The organism is Hymenobacter volaticus (genome assembly GCF_022921055.1).
GTDB lineage: Bacteria > Bacteroidota > Bacteroidia > Cytophagales > Hymenobacteraceae > Hymenobacter > Hymenobacter volaticus.
The window spans coordinates 48,088-73,836 of sequence record NZ_CP095070.1 but is presented as its reverse complement, the minus strand read 5'-3'; the positions used below and the strand labels follow the sequence as shown (position 1 = coordinate 73,836).

25 protein-coding genes are annotated in these 25,749 nt (G+C 47.6%); 15 read left to right on the top strand and 10 right to left on the bottom strand.

The window, feature by feature from the left end:
* Positions 1 to 235: 235 nt before the first annotated feature.
* Together MUN86_RS30855 and MUN86_RS30850 are read right to left on the bottom strand one after the other, a co-directional pair.
* Positions 236 to 439: a hypothetical protein gene (locus MUN86_RS30855; RefSeq protein ID WP_245127746.1), complete on the bottom strand. Its 204-nt coding sequence runs from the start codon at positions 437 to 439 to the stop codon at positions 236 to 238.
* A gap of 150 nt (positions 440 to 589) precedes the next feature.
* Positions 590 to 1,348 carry a ParA family protein gene (locus tag MUN86_RS30850; protein WP_245127745.1) on the bottom strand — a complete coding sequence of 253 codons (759 nt, stop codon included), beginning with the start codon at positions 1,346 to 1,348 and terminating at the stop codon, positions 590 to 592.
* A gap of 1,275 nt (positions 1,349 to 2,623) precedes the next feature.
* Between MUN86_RS30850 and MUN86_RS30845 the strand changes: the two genes are divergently transcribed.
* The 3 genes from MUN86_RS30845 (at position 2,624) to MUN86_RS30840 (ending at position 5,236) form a co-directional block, all read left to right on the top strand.
* Positions 2,624 to 3,070: a recombinase family protein gene (locus MUN86_RS30845; RefSeq protein WP_311182732.1), complete on the top strand. Its 447-nt coding sequence runs from the start codon at positions 2,624 to 2,626 to the stop codon at positions 3,068 to 3,070.
* Positions 3,071 to 3,072: 2 nt separating this feature from the next.
* Positions 3,073 to 3,285 carry a hypothetical protein gene (locus tag MUN86_RS32175; RefSeq protein ID WP_311182730.1) on the top strand — a complete coding sequence of 71 codons (213 nt, stop codon included), beginning with the start codon at positions 3,073 to 3,075 and terminating at the stop codon, positions 3,283 to 3,285.
* Between the two features lie 892 nt (positions 3,286 to 4,177).
* A complete protein-coding gene (locus MUN86_RS30840) occupies positions 4,178 to 5,236 on the top strand; it encodes an IS110 family RNA-guided transposase (RefSeq protein WP_245127744.1) in 1,059 nt (352 codons plus the stop codon).
* Positions 5,237 to 6,010: 774 nt separating this feature from the next.
* Here the strand turns inward: MUN86_RS30840 and MUN86_RS30835 are convergent.
* Positions 6,011 to 6,223 (bottom strand): hypothetical protein, encoded by a 213-nt coding sequence (locus MUN86_RS30835; protein WP_245127743.1) that lies wholly within the window; start codon positions 6,221 to 6,223, stop codon positions 6,011 to 6,013.
* A 364-nt stretch (positions 6,224 to 6,587) separates the two neighbouring features.
* Entirely contained in the window at positions 6,588 to 6,932 is a 345-nt protein-coding gene (locus MUN86_RS30830) for a hypothetical protein (protein WP_245127742.1), read from the bottom strand.
* Between the two features lie 431 nt (positions 6,933 to 7,363).
* Here MUN86_RS30830 and MUN86_RS30825 point away from each other — a divergent pair, with 431 nt between their 5' ends.
* The 4 genes from MUN86_RS30825 (at position 7,364) to MUN86_RS30810 (ending at position 10,262) form a co-directional block, all read left to right on the top strand.
* Positions 7,364 to 7,600: a helix-turn-helix domain-containing protein gene (locus MUN86_RS30825; RefSeq protein ID WP_245127741.1), complete on the top strand. Its 237-nt coding sequence runs from the start codon at positions 7,364 to 7,366 to the stop codon at positions 7,598 to 7,600.
* 174 nt (positions 7,601 to 7,774) lie between these two features.
* Positions 7,775 to 8,254 (top strand): hypothetical protein, encoded by a 480-nt coding sequence (locus MUN86_RS30820; RefSeq protein WP_245127740.1) that lies wholly within the window; start codon positions 7,775 to 7,777, stop codon positions 8,252 to 8,254.
* Between the two features lie 110 nt (positions 8,255 to 8,364).
* Positions 8,365 to 9,492 (top strand): S41 family peptidase, encoded by a 1,128-nt coding sequence (locus MUN86_RS30815; protein WP_245127739.1) that lies wholly within the window; start codon positions 8,365 to 8,367, stop codon positions 9,490 to 9,492.
* A gap of 323 nt (positions 9,493 to 9,815) precedes the next feature.
* Positions 9,816 to 10,262, top strand: a complete 447-nt coding sequence (locus MUN86_RS30810) for a hypothetical protein (RefSeq protein WP_245127738.1) — start codon at positions 9,816 to 9,818, stop codon at positions 10,260 to 10,262.
* Between the two features lie 488 nt (positions 10,263 to 10,750).
* On the opposite strand, the gene MUN86_RS30805 is transcribed toward MUN86_RS30810, so the two are convergent.
* From MUN86_RS30805 to MUN86_RS30785, 6 genes are all read right to left on the bottom strand, one after another.
* Entirely contained in the window at positions 10,751 to 11,479 is a 729-nt protein-coding gene (locus MUN86_RS30805; protein ID WP_245127737.1) for a phosphodiester glycosidase family protein, read from the bottom strand.
* 478 nt (positions 11,480 to 11,957) lie between these two features.
* Positions 11,958 to 12,179, bottom strand: a complete 222-nt coding sequence (locus MUN86_RS30800) for a hypothetical protein (RefSeq protein ID WP_245127736.1) — start codon at positions 12,177 to 12,179, stop codon at positions 11,958 to 11,960.
* Positions 12,180 to 12,534: 355 nt separating this feature from the next.
* Positions 12,535 to 12,858, bottom strand: a complete 324-nt coding sequence (locus MUN86_RS32650) for a Mov34/MPN/PAD-1 family protein (RefSeq protein WP_375379543.1) — start codon at positions 12,856 to 12,858, stop codon at positions 12,535 to 12,537.
* The gene (locus tag MUN86_RS30795) at positions 12,825 to 13,964 is read right to left on the bottom strand and encodes a ThiF family adenylyltransferase (RefSeq protein WP_245127735.1); all 1,140 of its coding nucleotides are present in this window, start codon (positions 13,962 to 13,964) and stop codon (positions 12,825 to 12,827) included. The genes MUN86_RS32650 and MUN86_RS30795 overlap by 34 nt, the downstream gene beginning before the upstream one ends.
* A complete protein-coding gene (locus MUN86_RS30790; RefSeq protein WP_245127734.1) occupies positions 13,919 to 14,884 on the bottom strand; it encodes a hypothetical protein in 966 nt (321 codons plus the stop codon). Before MUN86_RS30790 ends, MUN86_RS30795 begins: the two co-directional genes overlap by 46 nt.
* Positions 14,877 to 15,971, bottom strand: a complete 1,095-nt coding sequence (locus tag MUN86_RS30785) for a ComEC/Rec2 family competence protein (protein ID WP_245127733.1) — start codon at positions 15,969 to 15,971, stop codon at positions 14,877 to 14,879. The genes MUN86_RS30790 and MUN86_RS30785 overlap by 8 nt, the downstream gene beginning before the upstream one ends.
* A gap of 244 nt (positions 15,972 to 16,215) precedes the next feature.
* Here MUN86_RS30785 and MUN86_RS30780 point away from each other — a divergent pair, with 244 nt between their 5' ends.
* From MUN86_RS30780 to MUN86_RS30745, 8 genes are all read left to right on the top strand, one after another.
* On the top strand, positions 16,216 to 17,271 hold the full coding sequence (locus MUN86_RS30780) for a ComEC/Rec2 family competence protein (RefSeq protein ID WP_245127732.1): 1,056 nt from the start codon (positions 16,216 to 16,218) through the stop codon (positions 17,269 to 17,271).
* A gap of 58 nt (positions 17,272 to 17,329) precedes the next feature.
* Positions 17,330 to 18,634 carry a patatin-like phospholipase family protein gene (locus MUN86_RS30775; protein WP_245127731.1) on the top strand — a complete coding sequence of 435 codons (1,305 nt, stop codon included), beginning with the start codon at positions 17,330 to 17,332 and terminating at the stop codon, positions 18,632 to 18,634.
* Between the two features lie 384 nt (positions 18,635 to 19,018).
* Positions 19,019 to 20,374 (top strand): N-6 DNA methylase, encoded by a 1,356-nt coding sequence (locus MUN86_RS30770; protein WP_245127730.1) that lies wholly within the window; start codon positions 19,019 to 19,021, stop codon positions 20,372 to 20,374.
* Complete coding sequence (locus MUN86_RS30765; RefSeq protein WP_245127729.1) at positions 20,374 to 22,437, top strand: ATP-binding protein; 2,064 nt, start codon at positions 20,374 to 20,376, stop codon at positions 22,435 to 22,437. The genes MUN86_RS30770 and MUN86_RS30765 overlap by 1 nt, the downstream gene beginning before the upstream one ends.
* A 2-nt stretch (positions 22,438 to 22,439) precedes the next feature.
* On the top strand, positions 22,440 to 23,123 hold the full coding sequence (locus MUN86_RS30760) for a hypothetical protein (RefSeq protein ID WP_245127728.1): 684 nt from the start codon (positions 22,440 to 22,442) through the stop codon (positions 23,121 to 23,123).
* Positions 23,116 to 24,153, top strand: coding sequence for a ComEC/Rec2 family competence protein (locus MUN86_RS30755; protein ID WP_245127808.1), 1,038 nt, complete (start codon positions 23,116 to 23,118; stop codon positions 24,151 to 24,153). Before MUN86_RS30760 ends, MUN86_RS30755 begins: the two co-directional genes overlap by 8 nt.
* Before the next feature lie 579 nt (positions 24,154 to 24,732).
* The gene (locus MUN86_RS30750; protein WP_245127807.1) at positions 24,733 to 25,287 is read left to right on the top strand and encodes a hypothetical protein; all 555 of its coding nucleotides are present in this window, start codon (positions 24,733 to 24,735) and stop codon (positions 25,285 to 25,287) included.
* Positions 25,288 to 25,459: 172 nt separating this feature from the next.
* Positions 25,460 to 25,615 (top strand): hypothetical protein, encoded by a 156-nt coding sequence (locus tag MUN86_RS30745; protein ID WP_245127806.1) that lies wholly within the window; start codon positions 25,460 to 25,462, stop codon positions 25,613 to 25,615.
* Positions 25,616 to 25,749 lie beyond the last annotated feature (134 nt).

Here is a 25,749-nt window from a genome sequence, read left to right as displayed (position 1 = left end):
TCTTGTAGCACCTTGACGTCATAAATGTAGCAGCCTCACGTCAATCTTGTAGCAACCTATGCTTGTATCTTTTTGATTATCAAGCAGATACAACATCAGTAATACTATAAGTTTACTAATCAAATAAAACTAGCTAGTAGTTTATTTTTTGGAAGGCTTTAAAAGCCAAACCAAGCCAGAAACGAAATGATATAAAAAAGCACAAAACCGAAATTGCGGGTTGTGCTAAAATATACTACTTGGAGTTCAGCTTGCGGTTGGTTTTGCGTAACTTCTCGAGTACATGCGGGGGCAGCTCCCGTTGGGCGGCGGGCAGTTGAGTCAAGGCTGCGTGCAGGGCTTGCTCGACAAACTCGCGGATCTCGAAGCCCGGCTCCCAGAATTCCGCTTGTTTGAGCTGGAGATAGGTGCTCAGGCGCGTGTAGCTGCCAAAAGGCACCCACCGGTCTTCTTCTTCCCCACGTCGACTGCGGCCGGTTCAGGGGCGCGGCGGAAGCTGGCGCATTCAGGGCCGGAAACATCAATTGATCCGGGGTGGGGCTGCTCGGCTGCGAAAGATTAGCACCGAAACGTTTTTTAGGGGGACGACTCATAGCCGGGAAAGAATTTCAGTGGTAAGGTGGTCGTAGTCAACGGCCCCGTTGCTGGTGGGGGCGTACTCGTAAAGGTTTTGCTTTTCGATCTGCGCTTCCGAAAGTTTCCCGTTTTGGCGGATACTGGTTTCCATCATTAATTGCCCGAGTACCGGGTTCTCGCGCATGGTAGCCACTACGTCGTGGTGGAGGGTTAACCGGTAGGCCGAGGAGTACTTGGTTAAAAACAAGCCCCCTACTTTCAGCTTGGCATTGAAATTCTTGCTCATCACTTTGCATGCTTCGAGCAGGGTATTGAGACCCTCATAGCCGTAATACTCGGGCTGAACGGGAATGAACACCGCTTCCGAGGCAACCAAAGCTGCGTAAGTTAAGCTAGTGAGCGCTGGGGGGGTATCAATAAGCACGAAATCGAATTGGCCTGCCACTTCCTGCAAGGCATCGCGCAGAAAAAACTGGTAGGCAGGCTGCTGGCCGAGAATCTTCTCCATCTGAGTTAATTCCAATGCTGCCCCTACCACTGCCAGCTGGCTGCTGACCGGGGTGACCACCTGCGCGAGGGTGCGGTCGCCTCGAATTACATGGCCTAAATGATACGGTACGGGGGTAGCAAAACTCATGGTCAGGTTGTGCTGCGGATCACAGTCCACGAAGAGAACCCGGTGGCCGCGTTCGGCCAGTTGTTGACCGACATTGAGCGTGCTGGTAGTTTTGCCGACGCCCCCCTTGTGGTTGGCAAAGGTGAGAATGCGCATGATGGGTAGTAGTCTTGGTTCAGTTAAACATACTGAATACATTCGATTTGTTGAGTATACGCACCATATTGAGTACATCTTGTATTTTGAACATACTCAGTATACTGAAAATACATGGCTTGTTTAACTTGCTAAACTTTTTGCATTTTCTGAGTATGCCAAAAATGCTAGACTAACTGAGTATGTAAAGTGTATTGGATATGTTACTGTTATATAGTCGTAAGGCGCTTTGTCTATACCTTTGAGAATCAGAAGCGTTTCCGCATGTAATGGGAGGGAGTTCCTGTGCTCGAAATCATAACAAGTTGCTGCGTTCTGGTCTTGCACGCGAGAAAGCCCCGTAAGTGAAGCAGCCGGTTTGGCCGGTAGTTCCGCTAATCAAATCTTTTTTTATGGCTGGGGTACTGACTGCAGCCCCTTAATAACCGATAGTGCCGAGTTTTCGAGGGGGAGGGCAAAGATCAACTCGTGCAGACGTCGGTGTCGAAGTGGAAACTAGCAATGCTTCCTGTTAACTGCTACGTTGATTGAACGAGTAAGTGGCAGCGACTTCGTACTGTGCAACCTCTGCCCGAGGACTGGTTTAACACGGTTTACAAGGTGCGGCATTTGGCAGTTAAACGCCTAAGCGTTTACCACCGCTAAGCAGAGCCAAACAAAACAGGAACTTGAGTTTTGCATCTCACAGCGCTCAACTCGATACGAACAGCTGGAGCGTTATGCATAAAAGTGACCATTCCAGTCAAGGTCGACAAGCTGTGTAAAGTGATATTTATTTTCTTTGGTGGGCAGCAAAACCAAGAAGTAATATCTAAGGCAGAGTAGCTACTGGTGGAGGCAGGAAATACCAGTGCGATTGGCGTACTTAAACAGCTAGTTTTCGAGCCGAGAATCTTGGTAGTCCCGATGAGCTTTGCACAGGGAAGCCCGGCTGTGGGAAGTGGAATTCGGGCAGGCTTCAAATAATGGCAGCAGCAAACTGTTCTCTATACTTCAACAACAAAGTACGCCGCAAGAACGAGTAGCTAAGATATCTGTAGGGGTGGGGGTAGGGCCAAGTACAGTTACTTCACTATCTTCTCGTAACCGGGCCTAGTCTAAAAAAGGGCGCCAATGAATTTTATACTAAGCGGGGCAATTATTACCAATAGCTTTTAGACTAGAAATAGGAGGCCAGTTCTGGAAAAGGAAAGGATCGTAACGTTTATTGAACGTGCGTTCAATAAACGTTACGATCCCTAACTTGCGGGCTCTTTCCACCCGTTTTTCCCTCGCATGCTCCCCCGTCGCTACGTTCCCTACTACCGCGTCTCCACCGTTCGGCAAGGCCAGTCCGGCCTGGGCCTCGAAGCGCAACGCGCGGCCGTGCATGCCTTCGCGCCACAACCGGGACAGCTGCTGGCCGAATTCGTCGAGGTAGAGAGCGGCAAGAAAAACCAGCGCCCGCAGTTGCTGGCGGCTATCGCCGCCGCGCGAGAAGCCCGGGCCACGCTGCTCATTGCCAAGCTCGACCGGCTTTCGCGCAATGCGGGCTTTATCCTAGCCTTGCGGGATTCAGGCGTGGACTTCGTTTGCTGCGACATGCCCGACGCCAATACCCTTACGGTGGGAATCTTTGCTATCATTGCCCAACACGAGCGGGAGACAATTAGCAAGCGCACCAAGGATGCCCTCGCCGCTAAGAAGGCGAGGGGGAGGTGTTGGGCAACCCACAGAACCTGACCATGGCGGCCATTGCCAAGAGCTTGCAAATACGCAAAGTTAATGCGGCTGAGAATCCGCAGAACCGCCAAGCCAAACGCCTCGCCATGTCGCTACATAAGCAGGGGCTTTCGCTGCTGCAGATTGCCACCGAATTGAATGAGGCGGGCTTTCGCACCCGTCGCGGACAAACGTTCCTGAAGATGTCCGTGCTACGCTTACTATGGCGTGCGTAAATGAAAATAATAACACAGATTCTGCGGGGCCACTAGGTTATCAAGAGACAATTTATCTTCACAATATGGCTTTGTATAAGTTCTGATTTAATCAACGGGTTGATATGTAAATCCAATCATATATTATTTAGTACTACACAATATGCTAGGAAGGATCTAGTTCAATGCCTACCTGTGTGAGTAGGGTGACTTCTCAAAGTAAATCAAGCAGTTTAAATAAGTTGCATGTCAGGTTGGCCATACTGCCCATAGGGACGGTTCGGAAGTATGCATAACACTAAGCTAAGCGAGAGGCAGCCACATCAGTATCGCTAAACACAACTTTCAACTGGAAGAACTTCGATAGGTGGGCAGCAAAAATTAAAAACTATGTTGGCGTTTTCTTATAGCCTTCGAAGTTGGAGTGCCTGTCCGTTCATTCTTACTGCTCATAGTTTGCAGCTATGTCTAAACTAATGATTGGTTAGATGGAAATTCTACTTAATGACTTCCTTTAAGAAAAATATATTGATGTACTCAGTTTACTAGTGGAACACAATTTTATGTCAGACTGATTTATTCTAAAATATAGCTTCTAAAGTAGAATTTAGAAGGATTTTGGCTTAAATCAACGCAATTAATTTTAGTGGCAAAGTCCTAAATTATAGACCTAATTCATGATTGATCGTATAGCTTTACAACAGCTTAAACCAGGAAATAGAGACACCAAACTAAAGCAAAGACACGAAGTGATCTTGATTGTAAGAAATGGTGCTCTATTTCCGTTTTTGCCTTGAGGCTGAACAGTATCTAGAGAGCTCCTTTGGGAATTAAAGCATCTCGCATCTACGAGGATAGTTGTGGCAAAAACAAGTTTGGCTGTGCTAACTCCACTATTTCCCATCTTCTGCTTATGCCAATCTCCCGTTCTAAATTTCTCAAATATGCTGTCGGTATCGACATTGCCAAGGATAGCTTTGTTGCTCGTTTTGGTTCACTGGATACTAATCTGCAACTTCAACTTGATAAGCCCGACGATAAAACATTTGCTAACACGCAAGCCGGATTTGCCGATCTGTTAACTTGGGTAAAGAAACTACGGCTAGCCAGAGTCCCACTTATATTTGTGGTCGAGGCGACAGGCGTTTACTATGAGGAATTAGCTTACTTTCTAGCTGACCACCAGCAATCAGTAAGCGTGTTACTACCCTTCAAGGTCAAGCACTTTGCTCATAGCACAAAGCAGAAAGGCAAAACTGATAAGCAGGATGCTCGCATGCTGTGCCGTTTAGGCTTAGAACGACATGATTTGCCTATCTGGACAGCTGCAACTTCCACAATGCGTATTATGCGAGGCCTTTACCGCGAACTCGACGCGCTTAAGCATGATAGCACACGGCTCAAAAACAAGTTGCACGCTTACGAGCACACTTACCAGCCAAACGCCCGCACTATAGCCCGGCTGGTGGAGCGGCAGCAAATGCTTGCCCGACATATAGAAGAGGTGAATCAGGAGTTGGCCCAATTGGTGGCAAAAGATTCTGAATTACAGTCCAAAATCGCTCTGTTAACAAGCGTACCGGGGGTTGGTCTAGCAACGGCTATTGCTGTGGTTAGTGAGACGAGTGGATTCTCTTTAACGGAAAATGAACGTCAGCTTGCTTCTTATGCGGGGTTGGATGTTGTGCAAAAACAAAGCGGACTGACTTCCAAGCCGAGCAGTATCTCCCGGCGAGGTAATACGCGATTACGCACGGCTCTGTACATGGCCGCGATGAGTAGCAAACGCTGCAATCCACGACTTAAGGCCTTTTTCGAAGGATTAAAAGTGCGTAAATCCAATGCCAAAGCTCCATTGATTGCTGTTATGCGCAAACTACTTCTATTATGTTATGCGCTCTGGAAAAAAAATCAAGCGTTTGACCCAGCTTATAAACAGGTTCAAAGCACTACAATTCTAACTATTCCTTAAGAGGAATACATTGCATGTATTTTTAACACTTCTCCAATTGAGTAATAGTACGCTCGGTAGACTCTTTGCACTGATTGTTACCTACGGGTATTTAATTCTCCTTTAAGTCGCGGAAACCTACTACTGTGGTGTAAGGTCACCTTGCCCCTGCCAGTGGATTGATAGGTGTGCCTATTTGCGAAAGAGCTTAATGAGCGATTCCTTAACTAGAAGCTCTTCATTTCAAGCAGTACAGTTTCGTGAGGATACGTTATATAATCGCAACAACGCGATTATGTAACGCTCTCATTATCAATACAAAAATGAAATTTTTAACACAGTATCTCGTATGTTGAAGACCCTAATTTTCCCCTTTTGAAATTTCATTATAACACAAGAAAACTTGTCAGATTAAGCATTAACTGCTGAATACGGCACAACGCATCCCTAGGTCAATCTTAGGGTAATCTCTTAAACTCAGATGAGCCGGAAGCCGGGTGATACAGGCTAATAGCAATGTAACTCCCGAGTAGGATGCATAGGATGGCGCCCATCGAGCAACTTGGTTTGAAGTAGGGTCTAGTTAGAGGCTATATTAGAGCCACCATTATTCACTTATAGTAATATACCGTGTGCTCCCTCTGAGAAGATAATTTCCTTTAATTCAGCTAGGCCATTTTATTAGAGAAACTCGATACTTGCGTAGCTACCCCACAAAAAAGCCCAAGCTTACGCTTGGGCCTTACATGAAACTAACAATACCATAATACCATGAGCGCAATGCTCTTTATAAAATCACGTCAGCTTGGGCGGATATTCCACCGTCAACCGAACCGGGGTAGCTTCGATCGTATTGAAGAGACTATCCTCCCCATCCATAATCCAGCCTTTAATGATGCCTTCTTGTAAATACGCTTGAGCGGGCTCGGGAAAGCGTGGCAGCAAGCTTACTAATACGTCTAGACTAGCCGTATAGGTATCGTGAATCTGAGCTAGCCCCGGGAGCATCCTATGGATCCCATGTGCTTCCACACTCATAAGAATGAGTGTTCTGACAAACTCGGCATAGCACTCGGGATCCGCTCGGAGCGCGGCGAATAAAGCTTGCTCGTATTCCTGCCCTTGCGCATCCGGATCCGATTCGGGAAGTAAAGGGTGCTTGGTGCACGCTCACGCAGTTCCACTTCAATGACCACTTTTATTGTTTGTACGTCACTCATACGGGTAGGGAAGAAGGGAAGAGTCAAATAGTAAAATCCAAAGTCAAGTAAATGAGCAGCAAGTGCGCAGCAATCCGAATGTAGAGCAAGCCCCGATTCAGCAAGAACGGTGCGCCAGCTTTATTCACTGTGCACAGCATTCTTTCTTTAGCTTATAAATCGGCGCTCGCGGCTTTGCCTTGCTGCCGAGTCGCCGCCTTTTCAGCTGCCTCCAGCTGGGCGCGCAACTCATTGTTCCAGATGCTTAGCCACGGAGCCGCTCCTGGCGTCTTTTGCAGGGTGGCTGTAGCAGTTTGTCCGATCCACCAGTACTGCTGCCGCCCAGAATCAGCCTGGGTGGCGGGACCATACAAGCTCACCAGCGCCGGTAGCACGTCCAGCGTGGTTTCAATATCAACACCACAGAACTTGTCTTGGTAGAAATTATAGCGCAGAATCAGGACCGGTGTCGTACCAATCATTTTTTGCTCATCGCGCTTCTCGTAAACCTTTTTCACTGGGGATGATTGGTGCGGATTCAGCTCCAACCCGGCGAAGGAGCGCAAGTCATCGCCGAAGTGGTGGTCGCGAAAGCCGTTTTTCGCATCAATAGGAGCAGTTTGCTGCGCTGCAGGTGGTGAACCGGCCGGGGGGTAGTTGACGTAGCTGGCTCAGAGGGAGAAGCGCACGCGCTTAGTAGCACAAAAGGCAGTAAATAGCGAATCATAGCGAAAGTCAATAGAGAAGAGCAGATGAAGGAATAAAAGATGAGGAGCCCAGATGTTACATGGCAATGGGGAAGTAATTAAGTCAGCTGTTTTAGAAAGGATGGAAGAATGCCATCAGCGTCTACCAGACCCTGATGATGTAGCAAACATAAAAAGTTCGACCGTAAAATGTATCGTATACGATACGAATACTGATTTATTGACCACTGTCCTTCGGGGCAGTGAAAAATCCGGCAACTATACAGGCTTTTGGCACGCATTTGCGGAACCTGCGCATCGAGCGTGGTATGAGCCAACAAGCGCTAGCCAATGAGGCCGATTTGAGCAGACCTACAATTCAGCGCGTCGAGACAGCACACCTATGTGCTACCTTGGACGTGCTGGCCAGTATTGCGCGGGGATTGAAAATACCATTACGGGACTTACTCGACTTTCCTGAGCCAGATAACTTGCTATAAAGAGCAAGCAGTTGACTGGAGATGATCAAATTGAGAAGGACAGGAGTAGGACGTAATTATCTTGTATCATGACCGCAAAAAAGAACGGGCCGTCGCCAGACAAAAGGCGTACGTACGATGCCGCCTTTAAAGACGAGGCTTCCCCTAAGTCGTATCTCGAGTTAATTACTATCTATGATAATCCGTCTCTACTTGCTACTCCTGCTACTGAGTGGGTCTGTTTATCATTCTAAAGCGCAAATAGCGACGGCAACGGCTACAGCCGCTCCTGCTGCCTCAGAATTAAATCTTACCAAGCCAACCGCGCAACAAGTAGAAAACTTAACTGTGCTCGGGCAAGTCTGGGGCTTTCTCAAATATTATCATCCGGCCGTAGCGGCTGGGCAGCGGGATTGGGATGCCGAGCTATTCAAGGTCCTGCCCACGGTGCTAGCCAGCAAGAATGCCACGGAACGCAGCGCCGCGCTCAGTACCTGGATCACCGCGCTTGGGCCGGTGCCCACCTGCGCGAAATGTGCCGACAAGCCAAGTCAACCGGTTCGGGTGGCCCCGGACTTGCGCTGGCTCGCTGATAAAAAGAACCTGAGTCCGGCGTTATCGCAGCTCCTGACGCACGTAGCAGCCAACCGCTACCAGGGGAACCCTACTACGTAGGCCAGGGCAATGCCGCCTCTCCCGCCTTTCCTCATGAGGAAGCGTATGCGGCGCAGCTCTACCCCAACACCGGCCTGCGCCTGCTGGCCCTGTACCGGTACTGGAACATCGTGGCCTATTTCTTCCCCTACAAGTACGCCGTGGGCACCGACTGGCAACAGATGCTGTCGACGTACATTCCACGCTTCCTCGGGGCCGGAAATGCGCTCGAATACCGCCAAACGGCACTGGCGTTGTTCACCGACCTGCACGACAGCCACGCCACGGTCACGCAGGACCCGGTCCTGAGCCCGCTGGAAGGAGACTATATCGTGGCCGCCGCGGTGCAGTTCGTCAATGACCAAGCAATGGTGATCCGCGTGCGCCACGATGGCCAGGTGGTACAACCACCCTTGGAACCCGGCGATAGGATAACGGAGGTCGATGGGGTGAGTGTGGACGAATGGGTGAAGCAACGGTTGCCTCTAACACCGGGCTCCAACAAAGCGGCGCAACTGCGTTCGCTGGCCGTGAACTTGCTACGGGGCAACACCCCGGAAATGCAAGTGAAAGTGCTGCGCGCCGGCAAGTCACTCTCGCTTACTGCCCCGCGCTTCAAGCTCGGGACGGTGCCGCCGGTTAAGCCGGCCGTGGGGGATAGCACCTACCGGTTTTTAACGCCGAAAATCGGGTATGTAAACCTGGCCACTATCACTCGCGCCAAGCTACCGACGATCATGCAAGCCTTTCAGCAAACGGATGGTATCGTATTCGACCTGCGCAACTATCCCGGCGAGTTTGTCACCAACCAGCTCCTGTCGTACTTCATCAGCAAACCCACGGCCTTTGCCAAGTTTGCCGCCTTTGATGCGCGGTATCCCGGCCGCTTTGTCGAATACCAGCCCAAACCCATTGAGCCGGCCGGTTCCACGCCGTATGCGGGGCGAGTGGTTGTGTTGGTGAACGAGATCACGCTCAGCCAAGGCGAGTATACCGCGATGGCCCTACGTGCTGGCCCCCGCGCTACCATCGTAGGTAGTCAGACCGGGGGCGCGGATGGCGATATTTCCCGCATCGTGTTGCCGGGCAACCTGGTTACCCGCATTTCGGGGACGGGCGTGTACTACCCGGATGGGCGCGAAACCCAACGCGTCGGCATCGTGCCCGATGTTGAAGTCCATCCGACGGCCGAAGGACTGCGAGCCGGGCAGGATGAGTTACGCGATAAAGCCATCCAAATAATAACTTCTACCAAGTAGCTAGAAAGACTGGAAAGCCGCTTTTGACACTGGCAGCTAATTCATTCAGCCGGTTGGTTCGCGCTGACCCACACCGCCCTTTTAGCTAAGAGCGGCTGCTCCATAACCTATTATTCCAGCACCTGTTTCGGGTTCTTGCCCGTTAGATCACTTACTTAATGCAGAAAAGTGCATGTACTACTTCCTAGTACTCTGTCTACCGCACGGTTAGGTAACCGGCCTGATAAAACGATATCTTCGACTCGATCAACCGCTTTGCTTGCCTCTGACGACGGATATTGTTCCGACCTATTTCGCTATTCTACCCTTATTCAGTTGACCACATGCGCCTCGCTTTGCTATTGCTACTACTTCCGTTCATTTCTTGCCAGCGGATGCCCGCGTTCAACCAACAGGCCGGTCAGCCCTTAAAGCCCGTCTTTAATGTGCCGCTGCTGCTGACCAAAAACATCGAGCAAGTGGCGGCTCTCTTACCAACGGCCCGCCAGGAAGAGCTCCTGCTGCCCACCGTGGTCCTCAACAACGGCCACACCATGCGCGAACGCTCGTTCCGTCAAGATACCCTCCAACTCGTGGTCACCTATAGTCAGCAATCCCGCCAAGTGTATCATGTCTACCTGACCACGCAGCACCAAAAAGTAGGGGACTATTTGCGCTTGTTGCAGTTAGGCAATCTGGAAAAGGCTCCCAACCGGTTGGACATGGAGCCACAGGCCTTGGAAGGGCGCGTATTGGCCTTAAAGGGCGTGTTTGTGCGAACTAAACGCTAAGTAAGGGTTATCCGACCTAATTACGGAAAAGGTCAATTAAAAATAATAATGTACAACTGTATAAGTTTTGTCTTAACAGCACTAGGATAAAGTCAAATACCTACTTTGATAAGCTTTTAGACCTCGCCCTAGCCAAGTGGTCAAAAGCTATTTCCACTTTCGAGTGAGCGGTATAAGTCCTCGTCGATTTCTAGAAACCTAAGTTGAACTAGCTAATAGATCCTTCCTTAACAACTACCCAATTCTTTACTTGGGTCGCCGCTGCTTACGGTATATAAATACGCTCAGCTTGACTACATAATACAGGAAGAAGGACAAGAACAGCAAGCCTAATATGGCCGAGACAATGCTATGATCATTTCGATCAAGGGCGTACAAGACGATACAGGATAAAACAGTTAGGGCGATCCAGTAATATTTGAGGTGTGCCATTCGGCTTGTTTCTTAAGTGGTCTGTTTAGCAGCAGGCCTCGTTCTGCCTATCGCGGCTACCGCGCGGACTCGGGCTCGACAAAGACCAGCCAATTGGACTGACGGGCCGTTTGCGTTCGGCGATAGCCGAGCTTGACGACGCTCTTGCCCTTACGGTACCAGCCCTCATCCCAATCGCCCATGTCCAGATACAACGCATTGCGGGCCCCTAACGCCCGCAGATCCTCGCCAAACTGATGCATGGTGAGCGAATCCGACACACTCTCGATCACGGCAAACCGATGATCCCTAAACTCGACCAGGGCTCGGCGCTGAAACAAGCTGCCGCCCGCCGGTTTTAGGTTTTGCCCTTGGTAAACGAGCAACTCTTGCAACAGTACGGTTCCTTTCTGGCGACGGACTTGCTCGAGTTCTGCGCTGGGTGGAGTCTGACCCGGCGCAATTCGCGTGAGGGTCAGCGTGGTATCGACAATCGTTAAGACGCCATCGAGCCAGCCCACCGTGGCTTGTGCTTGCCGCAGTTGTCCCTGATCCACGAGCAGATCCAGGGGCTGATTAGTTTGCAAGTCGGTATAGGCCGCGGCGACACTGAGCTGGCACTCGCGCTGGTCTAGGCTGGGGAGGCGCGTAACCACTTGCAGGGCCAGGTGGTCGGGATGAAAGAGAGTATACTGCTGACCCGTGGCAGTAGTGCGTTGTTCTACCCGCGCGGGCTGGGCCGAGTGCGAGCGACAGCCAAGCAGAGAGAGCAGGAAGAGAACGAGGGCTGTAGGGAAGCCTTTCATCGGGGTGGGGAGCGAAGAAGCGAGAGCGTTCCGACAAGATAGGCGCCGGAAAAATGCTTTCCGAAGCCCAGAGACAAACCTGGTTCTTGGCAAGAAAGACGAGGTTACATGCTAGGGAGCACCGTTCTTAGCATGTAACTTTTATACAGAAACGAAATAAAACCAACCTAATACAGAGGTATCGGCTTAGTTGGTAGGAGCCACGCTCTATTAGATAAGCTGTTGACCGGATTTAGAGAAGGGGGTTATCGCTTCTTCTTGGCATGCCACAGCCAATAGCTCAGTAGCCCCACCCCGATGGTTGTCATAGTCAAGACAGCTGGCCCAGCAGCAATGCTCATTTTGTACCCGCTTCCATGCTTGCCGCGCCACGATTCATAGCTTCAGCCCAACAAGAGGGTTGCCAAGACGAAGCTAACCAAGAACATACGGCAGCCCGACCCGAAAGCTTGAAAGGGAGGCATAGTTATCTGGGGCCTTACGCGTTCTTCTTGGGTCGTCCGGGGCCTTTGCCGGTACCCGTGCTCTTGGGCTGGCGCTCCTTTTTTGCAGGCGTGTAGCCGGGCTCCAGCATCTGGCTGATCTCGCCTAACAGCACCTCCACTTGATTCATGTTTTTGCGCACTCGCTGCAGCAGGGTTTCGTTAGCTTCCGCATTCTGAAGTAATTCTTGCAGCTTGGAAAGGTCGAGGTTGGCCATGAAATAGAGGGATGTGGATGCTGAGAATAATTAAGGTAGATGGAATCGTCAAGGCAGTGAAGTACATATATTTATGAAATAAGCTCTTCACTTAATACTTGTTATACATAAGTTCAGATTATTATCCGATTTTCAGATAGTAACCTCATCTTAAGGGAGCTGATGCGCCATAAGATCAGTAAAGAAAGCAAAATGTATATCTCTGCTACAGCAATCAAAAAAATTACTGGCAGCCGCACCGCCTGCGTGCAAGACACTGCCTCCAAAAATGCATGATGGAAGCTACTAATGCATTCTGCACTAATTCAGCTTTGAACCAGATAGCTTAATTCACACGATTCATGTGTGCTGACAACTAATGCGCAGGCGACTCCTCGATAGTTTCCACAGTGGGATCGACCGTGTCTAACACACATGGATAGTAAGCTGCGCTAACGGGATGCACCGTGCAGGCTACTTCGCCAGAGCGGGCAAAAATGAGCATAATAGGCATTGTGGTTAGGTACTGCGGCTGTTTCGCAATTCGGGCTAAGCTAGTCAAATCCGTGGTGCTGGGCATATTATTTTCATCCGGATGACTATGCCATTCCCCTAGGTACAGCAGCCCTTGAGCCGCATAAACATTAAGAAACTGCTGACAAAACTCTACATCACGCTCGAAGCGTGTAGCTGTTCGCACGGCTTTAGGTCCGGGGGCGAAGCGTACTGGATATGCACGAGGCCGGCACTAACCTTTCCAATCAGGATCCCGCCGGTTTCAATCCCCGGGGTGGCCAAGGTCAATTGCCGCATAAAGTCCAATGCGCTATGTTCTATGCGCACTCCCAACTTATGTAACGCTTGGCAATAAGGGCAATTTGGGTGTGGTGGCAGGCTACGCATATTCAGGCTGAATGGCACACCTATATTTTCTGGCAGGTCAGGAAGAGTCTCGGTAGTCCATACCCAATGGTTAGGAGCAGCGGGGGCAGGATTTTGCAAATGATCGAGGAGTAAGCGGCTGGTCATGGCTGCAATCAGCTTGAGGTCGGCTGCGCTAGCCGGTCGGATAGGGTTGTTGCACTCATTACGCAAGGTGGGTAAAGCAGTGTCTTCGGGTACATCTATAAAGTCCAGGTGGTGTTCGTGGCGATATAGCGTCAGACAGTGGAAACACGCATCTATGCCTGGGACAACCCGGAAAATACGGGCAGCTTTGCCACCACGAAGTGCCCGGGCGTAGAAAATTGTTCGCTTGTGCGACACTGCCTGTTCGTTTAGGTAGGCTTCTGTGTTGTCATCAGCTATAGAGCAGATGCCGATGCCAACTGGTAACATGTATTGGGCAAACTCCCCACGAAGTATATCTTCCACTACTATCTCGAGCTTGACAAAGGGATTATGATCGGCTACTACCTGTGCTACGGCCACCGCTTTGGGTAGGGTAGCTAAGTGCAGGCCTGCAAGGTGCCTGACGCTGTTGTGCGGATACTGCGTTTGATTATCGAGAAGCTTCAGGCGTCCTACCCCAGCCTTCCCTAGTGAGTCAGCAATCTCACTGCCGAGTGCCCCGCAACCTATAACGGTCATAGCCTGCTCGCGCACCAATTCATAAGATACCCGGCCACTGTTACGCAGATGATAATCTTTGTCGCGAAATGCCTCGCTGTGACATGAAGCCACTCGGTAGTTCTGAAGCAACTCAGCCACGTTGCGCCGTGCGTAGTCAGCTCTGAACAAGTTGCCCGTTTTTTCTAAGGTCAACAGCAGCCATTCCGGCTGTGCGTGTCGGTTGGGAAAACACAAACCAATGAAAATGTAATCGCGCCGATCTTTGAGGGGTTTCCACAACAAATCGGCGGACTGCTCCCCTCGGTAGAAGCATTGTCAGTTAGATATTGTAACAGGACCAACCCATCGGCAAATACGGGTGGCTCGCTAGACAGCGACCACCAGTAGCCTTCTAGCAACTTATTGTCTTTGATTGCCTGTTTGAGCTTGCCGGGCTGACGAGCTAGCTGTTGCGGAGTACGCAGGCCCTGCGGCATGTGCGGCCAGATTATTGTGCCATCAGTCGGTGCGGGGTCGGACATAAGGCCTGCACCAATATATAGTTGGTGTTCTTGTTGCGTAGCATACAGGTCTATCGGTAGCAGGTAAAACCGGCCCCGACCAACCCCAACTCCATAGAATGCCGCAGTTAGCAACACGTGCACGGGTAGTCGGTGAGGGTAATGCGCATGCAGTTCTACCTCTTGGCTTTCCGGCATGGACTGGCCTAGCAGGTGTGCCGTCAGCCACTGTTGCACCCGGCGAATAATGCTGCGGGCATCATAAAACTCGGCCCCATGACGATCAAGGTTATCCTGCTCTAGTAAGCAGAGACTGCCGTCTGGGTTCTGGTGGCGCTTGAAATAAAACTTGGCTCTCTGTTGAAGTACTTGAGCGGCGGCATCACAGGTCAGTGTAGCCAAGGTTTTTACTTCCGTTTCCACCAACGGCTTGTCGAGTAGAAATACTGCGGGCAAAGCATAGGGAGTAGCTTCAGCATACACAATAGCCACGGGAAATCGCGTGAGGCAGCCATTAGCTCGAACGAGGATATTACCAACTGAGAGAAAGAGATTGCTCAGCTCGTGCTGCAGCTGCTCGTAGTTACTAGTGGAGGCCAATTGGTCGGCTTCTGCATACAGGATGTCCGGATGGCGCTCAAACCACTTACTCATGCTCAGTTCCCATAGGTTGTTTATCCAAACGGGTGCCCGGACGCGAGGAACTAACCGACGCGCTTCGGCCGCTGGTTTTGCTGCCATCCCCTCCGTCATTGTCGTACCCGTAGGCATCTAATAGTTCCTGGTCAGGAGTTACCGTCCAGTTGCCATCAGGGTGAATGTCTACGATAAATGATTCCCTGTTTTTGCCGGAGTGTAACACGTTGGCCGGGTCGCTGACATGCTCTTCGTACAAGTCCATTGCATCATCATGTGGGTGCTTATGACGGCTCTCGTCCTGCTTAGGGGCGCTAACTATCACGTACTCCGGTGCGATGGTTTCAATGTGAGTTTCATACACATCCTCGTCGTCGCCGTGGTACTTGAAGAACGTGCGCGAGCCGTGATGTACCGCGCTTAGTACGTCAGCCTTGACCATTGTCTGATGGTAGGGCATAATGTGTTCTTCCCAAGCCACGCGGTCAGCATCGCCTGTCATCAGAATATGCCGCGTGGGGTTGCCATAGGAAAACCGAATAACGGCGCAGTGCTCATGAATTCTACGGTCTCGTTCCTTATCCTCACCTTCAGCAATATCATCGCATAAATATTCGGCGGGCGACAATACTTGATAAGTAATGTCACCCAATAATTTTGTCACTGTCGTACTGCCATCAGCCTTACGAATCTTGTTAGTCGAATTACTGCCAAAAAGCTTAAACTCGTTGGCCGGGCCGATATCCTTTATTACCCGGCGCATTTCCTGATAGGCACTATCGCTGTCCTTGCCAGGTTTATGCCCTGAGTGCCAGATTTCCTTGATTGGAGTAGTTTCGTGGATGGCCTCAATACCTTCGGTGTGGTCGCGGTGAGGGTGCGTATTTATAAACACGTCGAGTCCGTCGTCGAGCAGGTCTTTGAGCAGCTCTTCCGTGTTGATGCCCCCGGCGCTACGGTCAATATTATTGTCTAGTAGCACGTAACGAAATGTCGAGCCGTACGGCACGACCAGAATGGTTGCGTCGCCCTGTCCTACATAGAGAAAAACTACCCGGAACACGCCTACTGGCGGTACAATAACCTCTTTGGCTTTAGAAGACATAAGCGGAGTGAATAATATAAAGAGCTAGGCAAAGTAATATTTCAGTTGCCCAAAGACAATAGCTTTGCCATGAATTTTAGCTTTTTTGCTAAAAGATATGGCAGCTAGGTGTGAGGCATATATTATATGGTGGTAGCGTTGCGCTTTATATAGCCTAGCTTCGCTAGCCAGTACATAGTGCGGGTATGTGAATTGCTTGGCAGCTCTTGGCTTGCTAATTTTCGATTCATTAGCCCCCGCTCTTATGCACTTTGCCATTGATGTTCTAAGCCTTGATAAGGCCGATGCCAGTATCATTTGGGCCCGCGACCATACACGGGACTACGTAGTCTTTTTAGACGCCGGAAAGAAGGGTGATGCCAAGTTGATTCTTGACCATTTTAACGCTTGCATAAAGGGAGCGCTACAGCCATTACCTTATATCATTGCTGTCAATACGCACATGCATAGTGACCATTTGGGTGGAATGGAACATTTGGTAACGCAGCTTCACCAGCAGGGCAATCAAGTGGAGGCAGTTTATTTCAACAACCCAATTGGTCCTTGTGGTAGTCGCGTACTTTTGGAAAAAGTACGAGATAAGACCCGGTATATATTCAAGAATTCCCAGCTTTGGGAAAGGGCACAGTTTCTGGCCGAGTCACTAAAGCAGGCCAGCAGCCTTGACAAGCAGTTGCAACAACTCGGTATTGCGCACCGAAACGCTTTTGCTGGTACTACGCTACTACCGAAGCCTTATCAAGTCTACCTACGCATTTTGGGTCCGACCCCAACATTCTACAAACAAATGATGGAAGCAGCTGGACGTGATATAGCTCGGGGGCCCCTCTTGAAAATATTACTCGCTGAAACGGAGGCCGGAGCTGACCCCTGCCGCGCAATTGCTAAATACAAAGATCCTTCGCATGATAACAAAGCCAGTGTAGTACTGGAACTGTTAACAGAGCAGGGTAATAAATGCCTATTCACAGCCGATGCCAGTGAGCCATCTTTTGAGTCAATAGAACACGGAGGTCATCAACTCAGCCTCTACCAATTAGTACAACTGCCTCATCACGGCAGCCGCTACAATCTGAATGCCGCGCGAATGCAAAAGTTTGAAGCTAATAGATTCTGGGTAGCGGCCTCCAATGATGGCATGCATCCCGGGTCGGACTTGCTAGAGTGCCTTAAGCAGACGGTTCCAGGCTGCGTCATCTACTCTACTGGTGACTTACCGCGTGGCTCCTGCCAAAGGTTTGTTACAGACAGCTTGACCTTTCTTCCATGCACGAGCGCCCAGCAGGTAGTGCTGAGCTAGACAACTCAAAAGGAATAAGTAGTCGCTTATTCACTAACATATTCAGCATAAAATAAGGATGACATTCGTTCGCCGTTTTGGCTTGGCTCTATCCGGTGGTGGTTATCGAGCTGCTGCTTTTCACTTAGGCACACTGAAAAAATTGCATGAATTAGGGCTGCTTTCGAGCATCGAAGTTATCTCAACTATTTCCGGTGGTTCCATCACCGGGGCGGCTTACTGCTTGCATGAGGGAAACTTCGAAGAGTTTCATGCCGGGATGACAGAGAAGTTACGCCGCTATAGCATTATTAGCTATGCGTTGCGCTCTTGGGTGTTTATACGTTTTCTGCTACTTGTACTAGCTCTTCTCGTTATATGCGGTTTCCTACTGTTTACCCGCTGGGCGCCGTTAGCCCTACTTCTGCTGGTTGGCTTATTTTACATTGTTCTCCGATTTCAGTTTAAGCTGCTTCCTATTAGCCAAGAAATAGAAAAGGCCTATGATGCTTTTTTCTACCAAGGACGAACGCTGCAGCAGTTGCCTGACAAGCCTGTTTTAGCGATTGGCAGTTCGAACCTGCAAACAGGTCGGCCGTTTACGTTTTCGCGAGATTCTATGGCTGACTCTACTTATACTTATGCCCAGCACCCAGTGTATTTTGACGGTACCCATTTCCCAATAGCGCGGGCAGTGACAGCTTCCTCTTGCGTACCATTTGCTTTTACGCCTATCAGCATTGACCTTAAATATTTTCGGGAGCCTGCTGACACCGTCTATGCCCAGCCTCAGCTTATTGACGGTGGGGTGTATGATAACCAGGGCATGCAGAAACTCACACAGTTAAACAGCCGCTACGAGTGCAACACTATTGTTGTATCAGATGCCGGAGCTGGCTTAAGCCCATTGGGTAATCGCCCTTACTTCAATACGATAGCTCTGCTGCTTCGCACAGTAGATTTGTTTATGAACCGCATCAAAAATTCGCAGATGATGGCACATCTGTTTCAACGGGCAACAGACAATAGTAAGTGTGTTGCCTATTTGTCATTGGGCTGGGAATTAAAAAATAGCATTCCTGGCTTCATCAATAACTTGGCTCAAGGCAATATTCCACCGGCAGTAATAGAGGCCAGACAGTTACGTCCTGAATGGGTCACCAATCCTAGAGAACATCGAAATGCAATCACAACATATCTAGAGCAACAGCTTGATTACCTAGCACTGGAAGCCCGTGACCTTACAACTAAAGAGTGGCAGATAGTCTGCGGTATCGGTACTAACCTTACTCCCCTATCATCTATTCAGCTTTCATTGCTTAACCGCCACGCTGAAAATTTAACCGAAGCGCAAGTCAAATTATATTGGCCTGTAGTTCTATAAGAAGGAAGTAACTACAACTACACCATGTCAAGTATAACTTCCCCAGTCAACGACAGTATGCGGCTTGATATAACAGTTTCATAGACAATGTGGACCTGCCCCCACCGGGGTGATATATACAGTAGTCAACAGTTAGCTTCAGATACTTCGTAAAGTGCTATCTGGAGCAGCTATGTTATAGTTAAGCGCTCACCCATGAGTTAGTAACTGTGAGTGCCCAATTGGAAAGATCTAATCTAGCAACTATGATTCAGCGACAATAGTGGCGATAAACGTCACTATAGGTATTCATACCTTCTCTATATTAAAGCACTGGTAGCTGTAATGTATAATTTGCTTGTATTTTGCGTAAATAAAGCTTCGAGACACTTGTTAAGATAATTAATGAAAGATTACACACCATTTCTAATAAGGCTGAAAGAGGTGCTTAAATCTTTTTATATAAAAGATAGAATCACATCAAGTGAATTAGAAAACGAAGTTAAACTTCTACTAGATGGAGAAGCAGGACGAGAACTTCGTAAGCATGTGACTCTTGAGGAACGTAAAGAGGCTAGTGCTTTTTTTACGGGTTCAGAATTATCAGAAAGATTAGCTGGTTTTTTAAAAGATAATATTGAAAAAGGCGAATCTGTTTTAGACCCAGCTTGTGGAGCAGGAAATCTGTTAATTGCGTGTGCTCGTTGTATGCCTGTTTTACCACTGCTTTCGGAAACTATTAAGCACTGGAATAGCAGATTATTTGCCTATGATGTTCATAAAGAGTTTGTAGAAGCGACAAAGTGCCGTTTAGCTATACTGGCTCTGGAAAGAGGTGCGCAACCTGATATTATTCCTGAATATGCTTTATTGTTATTCACTAATATCTATCAAAGGGATGCTTTAGACAATGTTCCGTGGCATCACACAGATTGCCTCATAATAAATCCTCCCTTTGGACCATACGATGCATCATTAGATTGTACATGGTCAACTGGAAAAGTTTCTCTCGCTAGCCTTTTCATTGAACGCGCTATTAAAGAAGGAATTAAGGTTATCGCGTGTATTCTACCTGACGTCCTCAGAACAGGAGTGAGATATTCTCGATGGAGAGGTTTAGTAGAATCATGTGCTCCAATTCAACATATCGAGTCAATTGGCAGATTTGACTCTTGGGCTGATGTTGATGTTTTCCTTGTCGTATTTACTAATGCAAGGTATTTTAAAATAAACCCTAACTACATAGCAGATATCAAATCTGTTGCATGGTGGCCCTTCCACAATCAAGAACCTTGGGAGTTAGGTAAGTTAGAGGAAGCATTCAGGATTCGTGTAGGTTCAGTTGTACCACATAGGAATCCATTAGTAGGGTTTCCAAACGCATCAGCTCCAGCAAAGCCTTATATTGATGCATTCACATGTCCGCCATGGGGAAGAATGGTTATTGATTCCTTTACCTCAGTCCGTAAGTATGGAGGAACATGTTATACACCTCCTTTTCTAGTCGTAAGGAGAACATCTAGTCCTTCCGATGCTCGTCGACTTGTTGCAACGATAATAGAGGCAACTGATGAGATCGAAGATGTTGCTGTAGAAAATCATTTAATTGTTATACAACCCCTTAACGGATCGTTAGAATCCTGTCTCAGACTTCAGGCGCAATGCAATACATCTACTACAGACACTTGGCTTAATGAACGCATCCGTTGCCGCCATTTAACTGTTGCATCATTACGAGAGCTTCCCATTCAGATAGGTTGATGAGCACAAAAGCCCATATCAGATTTGCTACGAGCATCCTCCGCAGATTAGGAGAAGAGTTGAATATAGGTTTTGATCAAGGCATACTTGAATTAGTAAAGAATGCTTATGATGCAGATGCGTTCAATTGTACTATTGAACTGGTAGAAATTGACCAGCCGGGAGGTTACATACGAGTCTCCGATGACGGTTATGGAATGACCGAGGAAGAAATTGTAGATGGATGGCTAGTTCTTGGTGAATCACAAAAATCAACAAATAAGCGCACAAAACTTGGTAGAATTGCAGCAGGTAATAAGGGGCTAGGCCGATTAGCAGCTCTTAGAATGGGAGAGTATGCAGAATTATTAACTAGACCATCATCCGAGTTTTTTAGTGAGTACTACGTCGCGATTGATTGGAGCAAATTTGACACAGTAAGACGCGTAGATGATGTTAGTATTACAATAAAAAAGATAATTTGTGATAATAAGCAACACGGCACTGAGATAAAAATAAGTAATCTCAGAGATCGCCTTACAAGAATGGATGTTAAACGTTTAGCACGTGGTATTATATTACTTGCTGATCCATTTGGGGACAATCCATCAGGGTTCCACCCAATACTCAAAACTAAAGACTTTGTTGACCTTGAATACCTAGTTTCATTTAAATATTTTAAGGAAAGTGAATTTCATCTACACGCTGAGGTCGATAATAATGGTATGGCATCTGCTATTGTAAAGGATTTTAATGGCAAAACGTTATATGCAGCTGGACATTCGTCTATAAGACCAAAAAGCGATAAAGCGCACTATTTATTACCACCGCTTCAGTTTGACTTATGGGTTTTCTTAATTGATGCTAAAACTTTCTCTACTAGAAATATTTCTCAATCTGAGGTTCGTGAGTGGTTACGAGAGTTTGGTGGTGTTCATCTTTATATTGATGGACTAAGAGTTGCCCCTTACGGGAACCCAGGTGATGATTGGTTGAACTTGAATCTAGCTCGCGTTCGAAGTCCTGAGTTTAGACCTAGCACTAATACCGCAATTGGACGAGTAGCTATTGAAAATGGAAATTCTGTTTTTATTCAAAAGACGGATAGAACTGGAATAATTGAAAATGAGGCATTTTACGAGCTTAAGAAATTTACTGGAGATGCTCTAGATTGGATGGCTAGAGAACGTTTACAAGAAGCAGAATTACGTCGAGTATCCTCCCGGGTTGAATCCAAAGAATCTGTTAAGAAAGAAAGAGAAATAGTAGTTAAATCACTTGACACTCTGCCGGCAGCACAAAAATTTGCTGTAGAAAAGTCTTTCCGTAAGTATGAGCAAGCAAGAGAAAATGAAGCAATTGCTCTTAGAAATGAAGTGATTTTATATAGAACCTTAAGTACTGTTGGCATTGTGTCAGCTGTTTTTGCTCATGAGACAAGTCGACCAATTGATTTGATAGAGCGTAATACAATTAGAATACAAAAAAAAGCAAAAACAATATTAGGTGATCAATACGAAAGTTCATTAAAGGCACCAGTCGAGCTTATATTGGCCCAAACAGCTTTAATGAATGGCTTTCAAAGCTTGACCTTAAGTTTTGTGGAACGCGATAAGCGGCGCAATCAAAGGCTTGACGTACATCAGGTCATTTTAGCTACAATTGAAAATTTTAGCAGCATTTTGTCAGAAAGGCATGTGAATGTTATTACTTCGTTTTCACAAGGAAAACCATATTTACGTGGAAGCGCGGCTTCACTTGAAACAGTAATTGCTAATTTTATTGTAAATAGCTTGCGTGCATTTGGCGACAGGCAGATTGGCAATAGAAACATCAGTATAAAGTCTGAAATAAATGAATCAGGGTTATTAATTAGTTTCGCTGATAATGGGCCTGGAATTGAAAATATCGAGCCTAAAAGCATATGGCTTCCGGGTGAAACTGGCTACGGAAGTGGAACGGGGTTAGGTCTGACTATAGTTAGAGATACTATTCGGGACTTAGGTGGAACTGTTGAAGCTATCCCTAAAGGTGAGTTAGGAGGTGCTGAATTTCAGATTGTTATTCCTATTTTAGGCTTTTAGCTATGTCACTTGTAATAGAAGGGTACGAACTCAATGTTTTATCAGTTATAGATGATAATCCCGCAAATAGAGACACGGTTAGGGGTGAAATTGAGGATCTGGGAATAGATGCATATCCACTGACTGGTCCATTTTTTAGTGAGAATGAAGCATTTGAAGCAATTTATGCTCACTCACAAGCAGTAATATGTGATCACCATCTGTCGCACCATGATTACGCCCGATTTAGTGGTGCTAAATTGGTTGCCACTTGTTACGACCGTCATTTTCCTGCTGTTCTTGTTACAAGATGGACTACTGATATTATAGAAGACATTAGACCAATTAGACATAAGATTCCAGCTCTTTTAACGCCTCGTGAGCTTACAGAGAATGTTGATCACCTTGAGAAAGTATTAAGGGAGTGTATGCAAGAAGTTTTTTTAGGTAAGTTTTCAAAAAGGCGTAAACCTTGGCAGACTTTAGTACGCATCGATGATATCGATATATCAACTAAGACTGTATTGTTAGTTATTCCTGCATGGGATGGCAATAAAGGTGGCAACGGAATAAAAATACCAATGCAATCATTTGATAAAAGCATACTTCACATGGTTAATCCTGGTGTGAGGTTTTTCGCCCACGTGAATTTGGGTGCAGAAAAGATTGAAGACGTTTATATCAAAGATTTTCAGTTTCGTGGTTAATATTAGCAATGTACCTAGCTTAAGTATAATTGATGTAGGACACGGAAACTCCTCAATTCTATTTGATAACGAAGGAATAGTTGTTATTGACACAGGACCGGGTACCGCGCTTTTGGAGTTTATAGAAGAAGAGCGCATCGATCACATCAATTATGTATTGGTTTCTCACGCTGATGCTGATCACATATCAGGCCTCATAGGATTAATATCTTCCGAAATAGTTACGATAGGAGCTGTATACTTGAATACTGATTCCGCAAAAGAAAGTGAAGTTTGGGACGACTTATTATACACTCTTGATAACGCCCATATCGACAAAAAGCTCGTTTTTAATACATCCCTTCACACTGGGCTATCTAAATCAATTTCAGTTGGAAGAGTAACAATAGAGATTTTAGCTCCCTCTATGTATTTAGCTGCTAGGGGACCAGGCTCAACTGATAGAAGTGGCCGTAAGCTAACTAGTAATTCTATAAGTGCTGTTATAAGGCTAATAGACGATAACGTTCCGATAGCATTGTTGCCTGGAGATATAGATGCAGTTGGACTCTCCAACATGCTAGCCGCAAACGCGGATGTTCACGCTAGAGTTGCCATATACCCTCATCATGGTGGTAATGCTGGACGCGGTAAAGGCTCTAATACTTTTGCAACTGATTTCACACGTGCAGTGCAGCCCCAAGCTATGCTATTCTCAATTGGTAGAGATAAATTTCAAAATCCCAAACCAGACGTTGTAGCAGCAATTCAAAAAGAGATTCCTTTGATTCATATCGCTTGCACTCAGCTCTCTAAGTTTTGCAACCCTAATATACCTGGTAATGATGGAAACCAGCTAATTCCTTTATTTGCTGAAGGAAGAGAATCAAATATTTGTTGTGCAGGAACTATTCATATTGACTTTAGTGAGGAATTTAAACTGCATCCTATGAACCCACATCAAACTTTTATTGATAATCATACTTTAACCCCTTTGTGCAAAGCTCCAACTTTGCAAGTGCAATCAAGTATTGAAATTTTTAAAGATTAAACTTAAGCTAATCATCATAAATAGAATTGTGAAAAGTGATCTTGGTTGGGAATATAAATCATTGATATAACACCTCAATTAACACCATTCTGATTTGTGTTTAATAATTATAGTATAGTTAACATGCTTAATACTTATAGAAGCGGGCTTTAACAAGCCAACATTTGTCTCACTAACTCAGCTAATTTCGGTAAGCTAGACGTAGATTTTCAGGACGGCTTATTGGGAATTTCTTGTGTTATAATCAATCTATTTAGGTGATGTCTTATAAAGTGCTATACAATCCATGAAAACGCTCCAATAATCGGACGGACAGGACACAGTCAGAGGCAAATTTCCTGGGCAGTTTCTTTGAATATTGTTCTTAATGATGTGATTCCCATTAGTTCTCTCAGCCTGCTCATCGGAACTTTGACTTTCCAACGGTGAGTTGCTGCCCACGCCATAGCTTTTAGCCGTCAAGCGTAACTGCGGCGCTTGCATCTGCTAGAACAGTAAAAAGCACTGCCGTTGGTGGCTTTAGGCCGTGTAAGCAAGCGCGAAGCTTACGCTTACAGAGTAAATACCAGCAGCTTACTTATGAACGGGTTTAACATTTATCCCATCGATACCGCTACCAGTCCGGTTCCGGCAAATTGCCACGACTTGTACTCAATCTACCTGCTTACCGGCCCCCGCCAGCTACACCGCGCTGATCAGAAAATTGTACAAGCCAGGACGTATTTGTGCTTTGGGGCTCCTCAGGGAGTAGGCACTCCCGAGGCCTTAGCCACAGGCCAGACCGGGTACTGCTGCCTGTTTACGAAGGCATTCGTAAATGAGTGCGAATATGCGCAGAACTTCAAAGCGGTGCCGCGGACCTTGCTTGACCACCAAGGAACGCGTTCTTACTTGTTGCCCGAGGAGCAGGCGACGTACCTCACTACCTTGTTCAAGAAAATGCTGCTTGAGCAACAGACCACATATCTCTTTAAATGGGAGCTGGTCCGCAGCTACCTGCAGCTCGTCTTCCACGAGGCTATGCGCCTGCAGCCGCTGGCCCCTAAATTCTACTTTCGGTATTACTTCCGGCCGCAGGGAGTAGAGAGGGTCGTGGAGTCGAGCTGGCGGAGTCGCCGACTGGGGAAGCGGTAATCCTGCTGCGGGCGTGAGCCGACGCAGCCAGTCTCTTAACAGCCCTTGCATTCTGAGCAGACCTTGCGGAAACATACCCGAGGGGCCAGCCAGCGCGGCCTCCAACCCTGGCTTCCAGTAACTCAGCGCAGCATCCAGACCAGTAACCCGACCAACTGGATCCAATGCCACCTTGCTGGATACAGTAACCCTAGCTGATATTGTGGAGGGGCGCCGACTCGAATCGGACTTCGCGCAGGTGCTGCTCGCCCACAAATCCCGCCGGCTGCCGGCGGCGCAACAACAGGAGCAAAGCGGGCAAAACTTTAGCCGCTCGTTTGGCCGGTAAACCGCTCCTGGCGTTGGTAAGGGGGGGCCAACAGAAAGAGCAGTGCCTGCCTCAAGAGGCTTCTAGTGTAACCTTCCGCCCGTGAGATGAGTCTTACGGCACTCGATTTACGAGGCATTCTTTGAAATGTGTAC